The following is a 13,209-nucleotide window of genomic DNA, read 5'->3' as shown; positions in this document are numbered from 1 at the left end:
CTCAGCCTTCCTCCACGACGGCGCCCCGGCGCGGCCTGCCGATGAACGAGAGCAGGAACAGCAGCACGAACGCGAACAGCAGGCTCAGCAGGGACACCGCGACGGACACGCCCGCGTTCCGCTTGCCGAGCAGGTTCACCCGCACCTGCAAGGTGTCGAAGTTCAGCAGCGACGCGATGGTGAACTCGCCCAGCACCAACGCGACCGACAGCAGCGACGCGCCGATCAGCGCGGTGCGGATGTTGGGCACCACGACCCGCAGCAGCACCGTGCCCCAGGACGCGCCGAGGCCGCGGGCGGCTTCCGCCAGGGTCTTCAGGTCGATCGCGGACAGCCCCGCGTCGATCGCCCGGTACGCGAACGGCAGCACCAGCACCGCGTAGGCGAAGGTGAGCGTCAGCGGCGAGTCACCGAGGAGGTAGTTCACCCACGCGTACAGCGGGGCCATGCCGACGACCAGCACGATCGCCGGGATCGCGATCGGCAGCAGGCACAGGAACTCCACCAGCCGCCGCAGCCTCGGCAGCCGCAGCCGGATCCACGCCATGGTCGGCACCAGCAGCACGAGCATCACCAGCGAACTGGTGACGGCGAGCTGCACGGACGCCAGGATCGCCTCGACCAGGTCCCGGTCGGACCCGATGCCCGACCAGGACTCCAGGCTGCGCGTGCCGTTCGGGCCCCGGGTGGCGAACTCCGCCATCGCGAACAGCGGCAACAAGAAGAACGCGCCCAGCAGCAGGATGACCAGCCGGCGGACCACTTTCACCGCCATCGCGCGAACCTCCGTTGCAGCAGGGCGTAGAGACCCATCGCCACGGCGACCACGACGACCATGCCGAGCCCCAGGGCCTTGCCCAGGTTCTCCTGCCCCAGCAGGACTTCACCGGTCAGCGCGCCCCGGATCTGCAACGGCACGATCGGGCTGCCCTGCGACACCAGCGCGGCGGCCGTCGCGTAGGCGGAGAACGCGTTGGCGAACAGCAGCAGCAGAGCGCCCAGGAACGCGGGCAGCAGGACCGGCCCGCCCACGTGCCGCCAGTACGTCCACGAGGTGCCGCCGAGGCTGTCCACCGCTTCCCTCCACTGTGGACGGAGGCCGTCCAGCGCGGGCAGGAACACGATGACCATCAACGGGATCTGGAAGAACGTGTAGACCAGCGTGAGCCCCGGCAGCTCGAACAGCCAGGCCCCGCCGGCGAACAGGTCGATGCCCAGCCGGTCCTTGAGGAACTGCGTGACGAAGCCCTGGAAGCCCACCGTGGCGAGGAAGGCGAACGCCAGCGGCACACCGCCGAACTGCGCCAGCACCCCCGACCCGGCCACCACCACCCGTCGCAGCAGCCCTTCCGGCTTCCTGCCCGCGACCGCCCACGACAGCAGCGCGCCGAGCACCGCGCCCAGCACCGCCGTCAGCGCGGACAGCTCGACGCTGCGCAGGAAGGCCTCCAGGTACACGCCTCGGCTCAGCGCGGCCAGGTTGTCCAGGGTGAACCCGCCGTCCGGGTCCTGGAACGCCCCGGCCAGCACCAGCACCGTCGGGTAGACCAGGAACGTGCCCACGTAGAGCAGGAACGGCACGACGACGAGCCAAGCCCGCCACGGCCTCGTGGCAGGCCCTCGCCCCGGAGCCGCGGCCTCTCGCCGGACCGCGGTGGTGACAGGCGCGACCACCGGTCAGCCCACCGCCTGCGCCCAGGTGTCGGTCAGCGCCTTCTTGGCCTTGTCCGACTGCTCCTGGGTCAGGAACACCTGCTTGCCGTCGGTCTTGGGCAGCTTGGCGGCGGCGCCGCTGTCGACCTTGCCGGACTTGGTCAGCGCGTCCAGCCGCACGGGCCGGGACAGGCCCTTCAGGTACAGGTTCTGGCCTTCGTCGGAGTACAGGAACTCCTGCCACAGCCGCGCGGCGGCGGGGTGCGGGGCGTCCTTGTTGACGGCCTGGTTGTAGTACGCGCCGACCTGCGCGCCCGCCGGCACGACGACCTTCCAGTCCGCCTTGCCGGCGAGCTTCGCGGTCTGCGCGGCGTTGGTGTAGTCCCAGTCGATGACGACCGGCGTCTGGCCGGACTCGATGGTCGCGGGCGACGGGTCGACCGGCAGGAAGTTGCCGGCGGCCTTGAGCTGCTTGAAGAACTCCACGCCGGGCGCGATGTCGTCGGCGGAGCCGCCGTTGCCCAGCGAGGCCATCACGACGCCGGAGAACGCCGCGCCGGCCTGCGTCGGGTCGCCGTTGAGCGCGACCTTGCCCTGGTACTCGGGCTTGAGCAGGTCCTTGACCGCATTCGGCGCGGGCACCTTGCCGGCGTCGTAGCCGATGGACATGAAGCCGCCGTAGTCGCCGTAGTAGAGCCCGCTGGGCTCCTTCAGCTCGGCAGGGATGTCACCCCAGGTCTCGACCTGGTAGGGCGCGAAGAGGTCCTTGTTGGCCAGGGCCACGTTCAGGCCGAGGTCGAACACGTCCGGCGCGCGGTCGCCGCCCTTGAGCTGCTTCGCGGCGTTGATCTCGTCCTGGCTGGACGCGTCGGGTTGCGCGGAGTCGACCTCGATGCCGTACTTCGCCTCGAACGCCTCGATGATCTCGCCGTAGTTGGCCCAGTCCGGCGGCAGCGCGATGACGTTGAGCCTGCCCTCCGCCTTGGCGGCCTCGACGAGCTTGTCCATCCCGCCGAGTTCGGCGGCGGACTTCGCGGACGCGGCGGACGAGTTGGTCGCGCCGCCCTCCTTGGCGGGCGGCGCACCGCACGCGGCGACCAGCGCCAGCGCGGTGGCGCCGATGCCGATCAGGTGGAGGCTGGACGATCTGACCTGGGTCACGGGGCGAACCTTCCTCGTGGACAAGGGAATCCGAGCGACCAAAACGTTTCAGCCAGCGGAGGATTCGGGACGCCGCGCGTGCTTGTCAAGCCGGCCGGGCCGAGTGAGACCCGTACGACCAACCGGACGAATTCCCGGTGGTCGCCCGGTGTCCCCGTGGTGAACGCGCAGGCCGGGCGGGCGTGATCCACCGCACGCACCGGATGCTACCGGCCCGGAGTCGACCGGATCGGCCCAACCACTGACCCGTAAGGAGTAGCGGCGGCGACCACCGGCCACCGCGCGAAAGCCGGGGAAATAGGCCACGAGCTGTTTTCCGCTGGGCGCATCGGATGATGTCGACCCCACTTTCTGCGGCCACCGAACACTCACGTTTTCGAGGCCACGTAACGGATTTCGAAAGCGTTTCGACATCCGGATGTCACGTGACGGATATGCCCGAATCCCCGGCTTTCCCCATCACGAAGGGGCAAATCCCATGCGTCACCCGAGAAAGTCGACGGCCGTGCTGGCCGTCAGCCTGGCGCTCATACCCGGCCTGCTGGCCGGCCTGCCCGGAACGGCCTCGGCCGTGCCGGTGACCGGCGAGGACGTGCTCTACACCCTGGACGCCGATTTCGACCAGGGCGTGCTCCAGGACGTCAACCACGACGCGCCGAACAACAACCAGCTCCAGTTGGACAAGGAGAGCGCGTTCTTCCCGTTCGTCAACGTCGCCGCGTCCGCACGCGGCACCATGGTCCGGATCGACGTGAACACCGGCCAGATCGTCGGGGAATGGCTCTCCGCGCCCGACGGCCGCGGTCGCAACCCCTCCCGCACCACCGTGGACAAGCTCGGCAACACCTGGCTCTCCAACCGCGACGAGGCCCAGGGCGGGCAGGGTTCCGTCACGCGGGTCGGCATCACGCTCGGCGGAACCCGCGTCGACGCCGCCGGCACGCCCGACGCGAACGGCGCATACCTGCAGGGCCCGTTCGGCTACAACACCTGTGTGGACCGCGACGGCGACGGCCGGTACGCCACGTCGCGCGGCCTCGGCGACATCCGGCCGTGGACCAACGCCGGCGGCGCGGACGACGGCGGCGGTGTCACCACAGCCGCCGACGAGTGCCTGATCACCTACCGCCGGGTGGCCGGCACGAACACCCGCACGGTCGCCGTGGACTCGAACAACGACCTGTGGACGGGCGGCTCGAACACGCGGCACGAGAAGATCTCCGGGGTCGACGGTGCGCCGGTCACGCCGCCGTTCAGCCTCGGCTGCGGCGGCTACGGCGGCCTGGTCGACCAGGCGGGCACCCTGTGGTCCGCGCGGTTCGGCGCCAACCTCCTGCGGTACGAGCCGGGGACGGCCACGGGCGCGTGCCTGGACACCTCGCACGGCGACTACGGGCTCGGCATGGACCCGCGGACCGGCGAGATCTGGCACACCAAGGTGGCCGGCAACCAGGTCGTGAAGCTCGCCCCGGACGGCACCGTGCTCGGCACCTTCCCGCACGGCAGCGAGAACGCCCAGGGCGTGGCGGTCGACGGCGACGGGAACGTGTGGGTCGCGCACGCGTTGTTCGGCGCGACCACGGTCGGCCACCTGCGGACCGACGGCACGTACGTCGGCAACGTGACCCTGCCCGGCGGTGTCGGCCCGACGGGCGTCGCGGTGGACACCAACGGCAAGGTGTGGGTGACCAACATCAGCACCAACAACGCGATGCGGATCGACCCGGCGCTCGGCGGGGTCGGCGGCGGCGGCTTCACCATCGGCGCGGTCGACCTGACGGTGGACCTCGGCGCGGGCGCGGGGCCGTACAACTACAGCGACATGACGGGTTCCGTGCTCGGCGAGATCACCGCGCCGGTGGGCACGTGGTCCGTGGTGCAGGACGGCGGCGTGGCCGGCCAGACGTGGGGCACGGTCACCTGGAACACCGAGGCGCAGGGCAGCGTCCCGCCGGGCACGTCGATCACGGTGGAGGCGCGCACCGCCGACACCGAGGCGGGCCTGACCGGGCCGTTCACCCCGGTGTCCAACGGGGTGGAGTTCGCCCGGACGGGCCGGTACATCGAGGTGCGGGCGACGCTGACGGCATCCCCGTCGGGCGCGAGCCCGGTCCTGTCGGACCTGCGGATCAAGACCTCCGAGCGGACCGGCGTGTTCTCCTGCCAGGCCACCGCGCTGAACCTGGCGGGCATCATCGCGGCCCGCGCCAACCCGCCGGACGTGCCGTGCGCGGACGACTACGAGAACGTGGCGAACGTCAACCTGTCCGCCGGGATCCTCGCCGTGCGGGCGGAGGCGCTGACCGCGCGGACCGACCAGACACCGGACGACCTGCTGGCGAACCCGCCGGCGGCCGGTGACAGCGCGGTGTCCTCGGCCAGGGTCGAGCGCACCCGGATCTCCAGCCTGCTGGTGACCATCGAGGTGGGCGTGATCCGCTCGGACGCGTCGGCGACGTGCGCGCCCGGACCGGGCGGCCTGACACCGCAGTTCGCCGGCTCGTCGCAGATCGCGAGCCTGCGGATCAACGGCGTGTCGGTGGCCGTCGGCAGCGCGCCCTTGACCATCCCGCTGGTCATCGGCTCGTTGCGGCTCAACAGCACGACGACCACCGCGACCAGCGTGACGCAGCAGGCGCTGGTGCTCGACACCCTGCTGACCGACGTTGTGCTGGGTGAGGCGAAGGCGAACGTGGAGGCGTTGCCGGGCGAGGTCGGCGGCACCCCCTGCCGCGTCTGACCGCGAACCCCCGACAGGTAGCTGTGCTATATGTAGTACAGCTACCTGTTGGGGGATCCCATGACCCGCAAACTGCTGGTGTGGTTGCACGTCATCACGTCCACGGGCTGGATGTGCATGGCGCTGGCCCTGTTCGTCGCGGTGACGTACGCCCTGGACGCGTCGGGCCCGTCCCGTGCGGCGGCGTTCGACGTCGCGCTGCGGATCGACGTGGACGTGTTGCAGTTCATGGCGACCACGTCGGCGTTCACCGGCCTGGCGCTGTCCGGCCTGACCCCGTGGGGCTACTTCCGCCACTGGTGGGTGCTGGTCAAGTTCGTGATCACCTTCACCCAGCTCTACGTGGGGATCTTCGTGCTGAGCCCCAACCTCCACCCGGCGGGGTCGCCGGCGTTGATGCTGCTGGGCTCCCTGCTGATGGCGTCGGCGCTGGCGTTCCAGGTCTGGCTGTCCGTGGCGAAACCGTTCAAGCGCACGCCGTGGGCCAAGCCGGGCAAACTGCCCACGGCGCCCGCCTGGACGTTCGCCGCCGCGCTCGCGGTGCCGGCCGCCGACCACCTGCTGGGCGAGTACCTGCTGGGCCGGTCGACGCCGGCGTTGTCGCTGCTGGTCGTGATCGTGCACCCGATCGTCCGGGCACGGACCCGCCGTCAGTCGAAGCTGATCCGGGTGCCGTAAACCTTGGTCGCCCTGAGCCGGATGACCACGCGGCGCTCCTCGACCTGGAGCTTCAGGAAGTCCTCGTCGGACGAGCCGGGATCGGCCCGCAGGTCGGCGGGCAGCATCTCCAGCAGCTCCAGCCCGACGGCGTCCCCCGGTGTAGTCGACGCCTCCGACACCTCGGCGTCCCCCTCCGCGACGGCGAACGTCCAATCGTCGACGGCGACGTGCAGCGCGGCCTTGCCGGAGTTCCGGACATGGCGGACCTTGACCCGGTCGAGCGTCGTGGAGAACCGCAGCAGCCGCTCCTCCGGCGTCCAGTGGTAGAGCACGGTCGTCAGGTGCGGGTGGCCGCTCCGCTTGGTGGTGGCCAACACCCCGAACCGCCGAGCGCCCAACACCTCGAACACCCCGGCTTCGTCCAACGCCGCCGCACCGGGGCCCTTGCGCTCGTCAGTCATGCCACCGACAACCCGTCCCGCACACACTTCTATTCCAGGGGATTCGTCCACTCACAACTGGCGACGGTCCGAAGTGCACACCGGCCGACGCGGCACGACCCGGCCGCGCGTCCCACTACGGACGGGCGGCCGGGTCGTCGGATGGTCACTCCGGGGATTCGGCCTTCCCGCCCTTGACCGCGAAGGAGCCGGCGACCGCCGCCAGCGAGAGGACGGCCGCGAACAGGAACGCGGTGTGGATACCACCCATTTCGGCGCCCACGCCGGGCTCGCCGGCCGCGGCCAGCGAGGCGGCCCGCGCGCTCATGACGCTCACCAGCAGGGCCACCCCGGCGGCGGCGGCCAACTGCTGGGTCGTGCCGAAGATGGCGCTGCCGTGCGAGTAGAGCCGGGCCGGCAGGGCGCCCAGGCCGGCCGAGAACAGCGGCGTGAACGAGAACGCCAGCCCGAGGCTGAGGAGCAGGTGGAACACCAGCACCAACGGGGCGGGCGTCGAGGCGTCGAACCCGGACGCGAACCACAGGGACGCGCTGGTCGCCACCGTGCCGACGATCAGCAGGATGCGCGGCCCCACCCGGTCGTAGAGCCGGCCCACCAGCGGGGACAGCAGACCCATCAGCAGGCCGCCGGGCAGCAGCAGGAGACCCGTGGCCAGCGGGGCGAGCTTGAGGACGTTCTGCATGTAGATCGGCAGGATGGTGGCGACCCCGAGCAGCATCACCATCATCACCATCATCAGTGCGCTGGCCAGCGTGAACGTGCGGAACCCGAACGTCCTCAGGTCCAGCAGGGCGCGCTCGTCGCGTTGCAGCGACAACTGGCGCAGCACGAACGCCGCGATACCGGCCACACCGACCGCGAGCGACAGCCAGAGCGTGGTGGTGGACGCGCCCGCGCCGTGCCCGAAGCTGGACAGGCCGTAGACCAGTCCGCCGAAGCCGAACACCGAGAGCACCACCGACAGCACGTCGATCGGCGCGTCGCTCGACTCGCCGATGCGCGTCACCCGGCGCAGGCCCAGCACCAGCATCGCCACCGAGATCGGCAGCACCGTCCAGAACATGGCGCGCCAGCCGAACGCGTCGAGCAGCACACCCGACACCGTGGGGCCGATGGCCGGCGCGACGGAGATGACGATGGAGATGTTGCCCATCAGGGCGCCGCGGCGGGCCGGCGGCACGAGCGTCATCACCGTCGTCATCAGCAGCGGGAGCATGATCGCCGTGCCGCACGCCTGCACCACGCGCGCCACGAGCAGCACCGCGAAGCCCGGCGCCAGGGCGGCGAGCAGGGTGCCCGCGCTGAACAGGCTCATCGCGACGCCGTACAGCACGCGCGTCGGCACCCGTTGGATCAGGTAGCCGGTGATCGGGATGACCACCGACATGGTCAGCAGGAAGCCCGCCGTGAGCCACTGGCCCACGGCGGCCGTCACGTTCAGTTCCGTCAACAGCACGGGCAGTGCGACACCCATGATCGTCTCATTGAGAATGACCACGAACGTGGCCACGAGCAGCACGCCGATCACGACGCGGTCGCCGCGGCCGAGTGCGGGCGGCGACGCCACGGCGTCGGACACACCTGCGGATGTCATGCGATGTCCCCCAGAAGCAAACAGGCGCAGAAGAAATGGACGCGAGAACGAGCGACAGCGCCCTGAACGTGCTCAACAGTACCCATCGGCGCACGTCTCGACAGCACGATTTCCGCCGCCGGCGAACCCGAGTGTGGACGCTCACAGCACCGGGCCGTGCGCCCACCCTGAACCATTCGTCACGGTTTCGAACGCAATCGTCACCGTGTGTGAAACGTGCTCGTCCCGCTTGTCACGCTCGGTCGTGGAAAGGTTTGCGGGCCGGCACGAAGCCCTGCGGTGTCCTTCCGGGAAGTCGCCGTCCACGTCGGGCTCGCACGGCTTCCGTGCCCGCACGGCCGGCCCGGTCCAGCAGCTCCGCCACGCGGTCCGGCTGCCGCGAGTGGAAGTCGAGTGAGACCTCGTGACCTGCGGCCTCGGCTCAGTGCTCCTGCCGTCATCGACCCCACGGAGAACCGCAGACCCGGATACGCCCGGCGGGCCGCCGCGACCATCCGCGGCGACAGGTCGATCCCGAACACCGACAGCCCGAGGCCGGCGAGATGTGCCGTCACCCGGCCCGAACCACACCCGACATCGGCGACGGGCCCCACTCCGGCCGTCCGCACGAGTTCGGCGAACCCGCCGAGCACCGCGCGATCCAGGGGTTTGGCCGCCAATTCGTCGCGAATCCACTCGGCGTAGTCGTCCGCCAAGGCGTCATAGGAGGACCGGGTGCGCCGCACGAAGTCCGGTTCGGCCATATTCGAGCACGGTACCCGGTAGGGCGCGGACAGGGCGTCCACTACCTCTATCATCCCGCAGGTGGCCGCCTACGACGATCTTGATGCCTTCGAGCACCTGGACACCTCCGCCCTGCCGCAGCGTCAGCAGCGAATTCTGGTCGCGATCCGGGACTGGGTGATGAGGCACGGGTATTCGCCGAGCACTCGACAGATCGGTGACGCGGTCGGCCTGCGTTCGTCGTCGTCGGTGTCGAAACACCTGGCGAGCCTGGAGGAAAAGGGATTCCTGCGGCGCAGCACCGCGGTGTCCCGGCCGATCGACGTGCGCGCGTTCCTGCGGGAGCCGTCGACGCGGGAGCCCGACGACTCGGTGACCGTGCCGGTGGTGGGCCATATCGCGGCGGGCCGTCCCATTTCGGCGGAAGAGCACGTCGACGACCTCCTCACGCTCCCCCGCGGACTCACCGGCCGCGGCACCGTTTTCGGTCTGCGGGTGCGTGGCGACTCGATGATCGACGCCGCGATCTGTGACGGCGACATCGTCGTCGTACGTCAGCAGAACGAGGCCCATTCCGGCCAGATCGTGGCCGCGATGATCGATGACGAGGCCACCGTGAAGGTGTACCGGCGCCGCAACGGCCACGTCTACCTGGAACCGCGCAATCCGGCGTACGACGTCATCGACGGCGACAACGCCGTCGTCCTGGGCACGGTCGTCTCGGTGTTGCGCAGCGTCTAGCGCTCACCGGCACGGCGGGAGTCCACGTTCTGTCGCGTGCGGGTCCGACATCCTCGGCGACCACCACGAGCTGCCCGGCAGTCCTCAGCTCGCGGACACCGGGCTAGGCGCGGAACGGGTTGAGGTTCTTCACCAGGTCGAGCAGCGGGTCGAACAGGTCGAGGAACGCCTCCCGGAACACCGGCACGAAGATGATCAACGCCACCACGAGCGCCACGTACGGCGCCACACCGCTCCTGCGCTTCGACGCCATGCACTCCCCCCTGATCCGCTGCCCCGCCCAGCATGGCAGACCCCGGTTCAGCCGTAGTCGGTCGAGTACCAGCGCTGTGGGCGCATGTGCAGGGTCACGATCGCCTCGTCCTTGATCGTTTCGACGTAGTCGACGGCGGCGTCGCGGTCGAAGTAGCGGTGGGCCATCGACAACAGGTCCGCGTGCGAGGTGTCCCGCTCGACGGCCACCACCGGACCGGACACGCTCACGTACCGGTAGGGCGGTGTCTCGACCTGCACGACCAGGCTGAATTCCCGGACGGCGTCCACCAGTCGGAACTTCACCGAGTCGGGGCTCATCTGCACCCGGACGTCGCCGCCCGGCTCGTACTGGTACCAGACCGGCACGGTCAGCGGCGGGCCGCCGGGCCGGGCGATGCCCATCACGCCGATGTGCACCCCGGCCAGGAACTCCTCGCGCTGCGCCTTGCTCATCACCGGCATGGTCCATCCTTCCGTCGCCGCACCGGGGCCTGATGGCCGCATGGCCAGCCAACCGGGCGGCCCGGCGCTGGGCCATGCGCGTGCGTCTGCGATGAATGCGTGTGCGTCTGCACTGCCCTTGTCGGAGCCAGATCGGGGCGCTTCGGCACGCGCCGGTATCGTCGCGATCATGGCTGACGTTCGGCGCGCGACCGGTGCGGACATCGAGGCTGCCGCGGACACCTTGGCCGCGGCGTTCACGGGTTATCCGTTCGTGCGGCACGTCGTGGCCGCGGACGACCACGAGCAGCGGGTACGTGAGCTGCAACGGCTGTTCCTGACCGAGGTCGGGCTGGACCACGGCGCGGTCTGGGTCACCGACGACTGCGGCGCCGTCGCGGTGTGGACCACCCCGGACACCGATGCCGCGGCGGCGTTCGGGCCGATCGCCGAACGGGCCGGGGAACTCGCCGGCGACCGGGCCGAAGCGTCCGCCCGCGCCGAGCAGGCCCTCGGCCCGCACCGGCCGACGGAGCCGGCGTGGTTCCTCGGCACCGTCGGCGTGCGGCCGGACCGGCAGGGGCAGGGCCTCGGCAGCGCGGTGATCCAGCCGGGCCTCGACGCCGCCGACGAGGCCGGTGCGCCCGCGTACCTGGAGACCACCGGGGACCGGAACGTGCGGCTCTACCGCAAGCTCGGCTTCGAGGTGTTCGCCGAAGTGCAACTGCCCGACGGCGGACCGCTGACCTTGTGCATGCGCCGCGCGCCTCAAGTCCGCTGACGCGGTGCGGTGCGCCGCACGCCTCAGATCCGCCGAGTCGAAGGGCTGCCGGTCGCGTCCTCAGGTCAGGCGGAGTGCTCGGCGCACAGGCAGCCGACGCCCTTGTCGATCCACTCCCGACCGACCCAGTCCGGGCGTCGCTCGATCATCAGCGCCGAGACCTCCGCGGCGATCGTCGCCTCGCTCATCGCCGAGTCGCGGCGCGCCCACGTCTCGTCGCGCAGCAACTGGAGGTAGTCGCGGACGTCGGCGAGCAGCCGCGCGTCACCGACATCGCCGTGACCGGGCACGACGATCCCCGCGCCCTCGGCGGCCAGGCGCTGCATCAGCGCGAGCCAGCGGGTGCCCGAGACATCGGTGTCGTGCGGCGGGAACCACGGGAAGATCGCGAACTGGCCTGCTTCCACGAGGTCGCCGGTGAACAGCACGTCCGCGTCCGGCACCCGGACGACCTGGTCGCCCTTGCTGTGCGCCCGGCCGGTGGCCCGCAATTGCACGACCCGGCCGCCGAGGTCCAGGTCGTACTCCCGGTCGTAGACGAGGTCGGGCCGCACCAACTCGACCCCTTCCAGCTCCCGTGCGACCGGTGCGCCGAGGCCCTTGAACATCTCCAGGTAGCCGGGGCCCTTCCGCTCCAGGTCGTCGGCCTGGTCCCGGTTGACCAGGAACGTCGCCTCGCCCGCGAAGACCTGTGCGCCGAACGCGTGCTCCGGGTGGAAGTGCGTGGTGGTCAGGTAGAGCTTGCGCCCCCGGGCGTACTCGGTCGCGAACTTCAGCACGGTTTCGGCGTTGCGGGGCCCCAGTCCGGTCTCCACGACGAGCACCGAGTGCCGGCCGCCGATGACACCGATGTTCGGGACGAGTTGCACGCGCCGGTCCGGGATGACCACGAGGTCGCGGGCGAGTTCCCGGACGCCCGTGACCTGCACGACGGGTTCGGCCTGCACGGGTTCGGTCACGGTGTCTCCTTCGGGTGGCGAGGCGCCCGCGGGTCGTCTCGCGGGCAGTCCAAGATCGGGTCCAGTCCATCGCGGGAGTGTCCGAGGTGTCCAAGCCCGATTCCGCCGCGCCGATACCGTGCGGGTATCTTCGCCGGTGATGGACCTACGCGAGCTGCGCTACTTCGTGGCGGTCGCCGAAGAACTCCACTTCGGGCGCGCCGCCGCACGGCTGCACATGACGCAGCCCCCACTGAGCAGGGCCATCAAGCAGCTCGAAAACGACCTGGGGCACGTGCTGCTGCACCGCTCACCCGGCGGGGTGGCGCTCACCCCGGCCGGGGTCTCGCTCTACGACGAGGCGCGCACGCTGTTGGCGCAGGCGGACCAGGTCCGCTCACGCGTGGCGGCGGCGGCCGGCGCGGCGACCATCACCATCGGCACCCTCGCGGACAGCGCCGAGCAGGTCGGCACCCGGCTGGCCGCCGCCTACCGGGAACGCCATCCCGGGGTGCAGGTCCGCATCCGGGAAGCCGGTCTGACCGACCCGACCGCCGGGCTGCGGGCCGGGCTGGTCGACGTGGCGCTCACCCGGACGCCGTTCGACGACACGGCCCTCGTCACGCACGTGTTGCGCACGGACCCGGTCGGTGTGGTGCTCCGCGTCGACGACCCGCTGGCCGGCCGCGAGAGCCTGCACTCGCGCGAACTCGCCGACCGCCGGTGGTTCCAACTGCCGGCGGGCATCGACCCGATCTGGCGGGCGTACTGGAGCGGCCCCGACGGGCCCCGGCTCGACGGCCAGGTCGTGCGCACGGTCCACGAGTGCCTGCAAGCGGTGCTGTGGAACGGCACGATCGGCCTGGCGCCGCTCGTCCACGCGCTTCCCGACGGTCTCACGTCGGTGCCGCTGACCGACATGCCGCCCAGCCACCTCGTGGTCGCCTGGTCGGACGCCCACTCCGGCCCGCTCATCCGCTCGTTCGCCCGGATCGCCGCGGCCGTCTACGGGTCTGCCCGCACCTGACGCGACCGGGCTCGGTGCGGGCCCGGTGCGGACC

At 70.8% G+C, this 13,209-nt stretch carries 14 protein-coding genes; 5 read left to right on the top strand and 9 right to left on the bottom strand.

The window, feature by feature from the left end:
* Window position 1: 1 nt before the first annotated feature.
* From ACQPZF_RS17515 to ACQPZF_RS17505, 3 genes are all read right to left on the bottom strand, one after another.
* A complete protein-coding gene (locus ACQPZF_RS17515; RefSeq protein WP_433272858.1) occupies window positions 2-775 on the bottom strand; it encodes an ABC transporter permease in 774 nt (257 codons plus the stop codon).
* Window positions 766-1,581, bottom strand: a complete 816-nt coding sequence (locus ACQPZF_RS17510; RefSeq protein WP_433272856.1) for an ABC transporter permease — start codon at window positions 1,579-1,581, stop codon at window positions 766-768. Before ACQPZF_RS17510 ends, ACQPZF_RS17515 begins: the two co-directional genes overlap by 10 nt.
* 96 nt (window positions 1,582-1,677) lie before the next feature.
* Window positions 1,678-2,814, bottom strand: a complete 1,137-nt coding sequence (locus tag ACQPZF_RS17505; protein ID WP_433272854.1) for an ABC transporter substrate-binding protein — start codon at window positions 2,812-2,814, stop codon at window positions 1,678-1,680.
* A 478-nt stretch (window positions 2,815-3,292) separates the two neighbouring features.
* Here ACQPZF_RS17505 and ACQPZF_RS17500 point away from each other — a divergent pair, with 478 nt between their 5' ends.
* A complete protein-coding gene (locus tag ACQPZF_RS17500) occupies window positions 3,293-5,554 on the top strand; it encodes a hypothetical protein (protein ID WP_433272852.1) in 2,262 nt (753 codons plus the stop codon).
* A 60-nt stretch (window positions 5,555-5,614) separates the two neighbouring features.
* Window positions 5,615-6,232, top strand: coding sequence for a hypothetical protein (locus tag ACQPZF_RS17495; protein WP_433272850.1), 618 nt, complete (start codon window positions 5,615-5,617; stop codon window positions 6,230-6,232).
* Here ACQPZF_RS17495 and ACQPZF_RS17490 read toward each other — a convergent pair.
* From ACQPZF_RS17490 to ACQPZF_RS17480, 3 genes are all read right to left on the bottom strand, one after another.
* Window positions 6,205-6,675: a TIGR03618 family F420-dependent PPOX class oxidoreductase gene (locus tag ACQPZF_RS17490; protein ID WP_433272848.1), complete on the bottom strand. Its 471-nt coding sequence runs from the start codon at window positions 6,673-6,675 to the stop codon at window positions 6,205-6,207. The genes ACQPZF_RS17495 and ACQPZF_RS17490 overlap by 28 nt on opposite strands.
* A gap of 145 nt (window positions 6,676-6,820) precedes the next feature.
* Entirely contained in the window at window positions 6,821-8,269 is a 1,449-nt protein-coding gene (locus ACQPZF_RS17485) for a DHA2 family efflux MFS transporter permease subunit (protein WP_433272846.1), read from the bottom strand.
* Window positions 8,270-8,469: 200 nt separating this feature from the next.
* Window positions 8,470-9,012 carry a methyltransferase domain-containing protein gene (locus ACQPZF_RS17480; protein ID WP_433272844.1) on the bottom strand — a complete coding sequence of 181 codons (543 nt, stop codon included), beginning with the start codon at window positions 9,010-9,012 and terminating at the stop codon, window positions 8,470-8,472.
* A 61-nt stretch (window positions 9,013-9,073) separates the two neighbouring features.
* Here ACQPZF_RS17480 and lexA point away from each other — a divergent pair, with 61 nt between their 5' ends.
* Complete coding sequence (lexA, locus tag ACQPZF_RS17475; protein WP_433272842.1) at window positions 9,074-9,733, top strand: transcriptional repressor LexA; 660 nt, start codon at window positions 9,074-9,076, stop codon at window positions 9,731-9,733.
* Between the two features lie 103 nt (window positions 9,734-9,836).
* On the opposite strand, the gene ACQPZF_RS17470 is transcribed toward lexA, so the two are convergent.
* Window positions 9,837-9,986 (bottom strand): hypothetical protein, encoded by a 150-nt coding sequence (locus ACQPZF_RS17470; RefSeq protein WP_433272839.1) that lies wholly within the window; start codon window positions 9,984-9,986, stop codon window positions 9,837-9,839.
* A 47-nt stretch (window positions 9,987-10,033) separates the two neighbouring features.
* Window positions 10,034-10,441, bottom strand: a complete 408-nt coding sequence (locus ACQPZF_RS17465; protein WP_433272837.1) for a pyridoxamine 5'-phosphate oxidase family protein — start codon at window positions 10,439-10,441, stop codon at window positions 10,034-10,036.
* A gap of 178 nt (window positions 10,442-10,619) precedes the next feature.
* Here ACQPZF_RS17465 and ACQPZF_RS17460 point away from each other — a divergent pair, with 178 nt between their 5' ends.
* A complete protein-coding gene (locus ACQPZF_RS17460) occupies window positions 10,620-11,210 on the top strand; it encodes a GNAT family N-acetyltransferase (RefSeq protein ID WP_433272836.1) in 591 nt (196 codons plus the stop codon).
* Window positions 11,211-11,275: 65 nt separating this feature from the next.
* Here ACQPZF_RS17460 and ACQPZF_RS17455 read toward each other — a convergent pair whose 3' ends face one another.
* A complete protein-coding gene (locus tag ACQPZF_RS17455; protein ID WP_433272834.1) occupies window positions 11,276-12,169 on the bottom strand; it encodes an MBL fold metallo-hydrolase in 894 nt (297 codons plus the stop codon).
* A gap of 139 nt (window positions 12,170-12,308) precedes the next feature.
* Here ACQPZF_RS17455 and ACQPZF_RS17450 point away from each other — a divergent pair, with 139 nt between their 5' ends.
* Window positions 12,309-13,175 (top strand): LysR family transcriptional regulator, encoded by an 867-nt coding sequence (locus tag ACQPZF_RS17450; protein ID WP_433272832.1) that lies wholly within the window; start codon window positions 12,309-12,311, stop codon window positions 13,173-13,175.
* Window positions 13,176-13,209 lie beyond the last annotated feature (34 nt).

Source organism: Actinosynnema sp. CS-041913, assembly GCF_050942485.1.
Taxonomy (GTDB): domain Bacteria; phylum Actinomycetota; class Actinomycetes; order Mycobacteriales; family Pseudonocardiaceae; genus Actinosynnema.
Note: the sequence above shows the minus strand (reverse complement) of the source record. Positions and strands in the feature narration are given on the sequence as shown.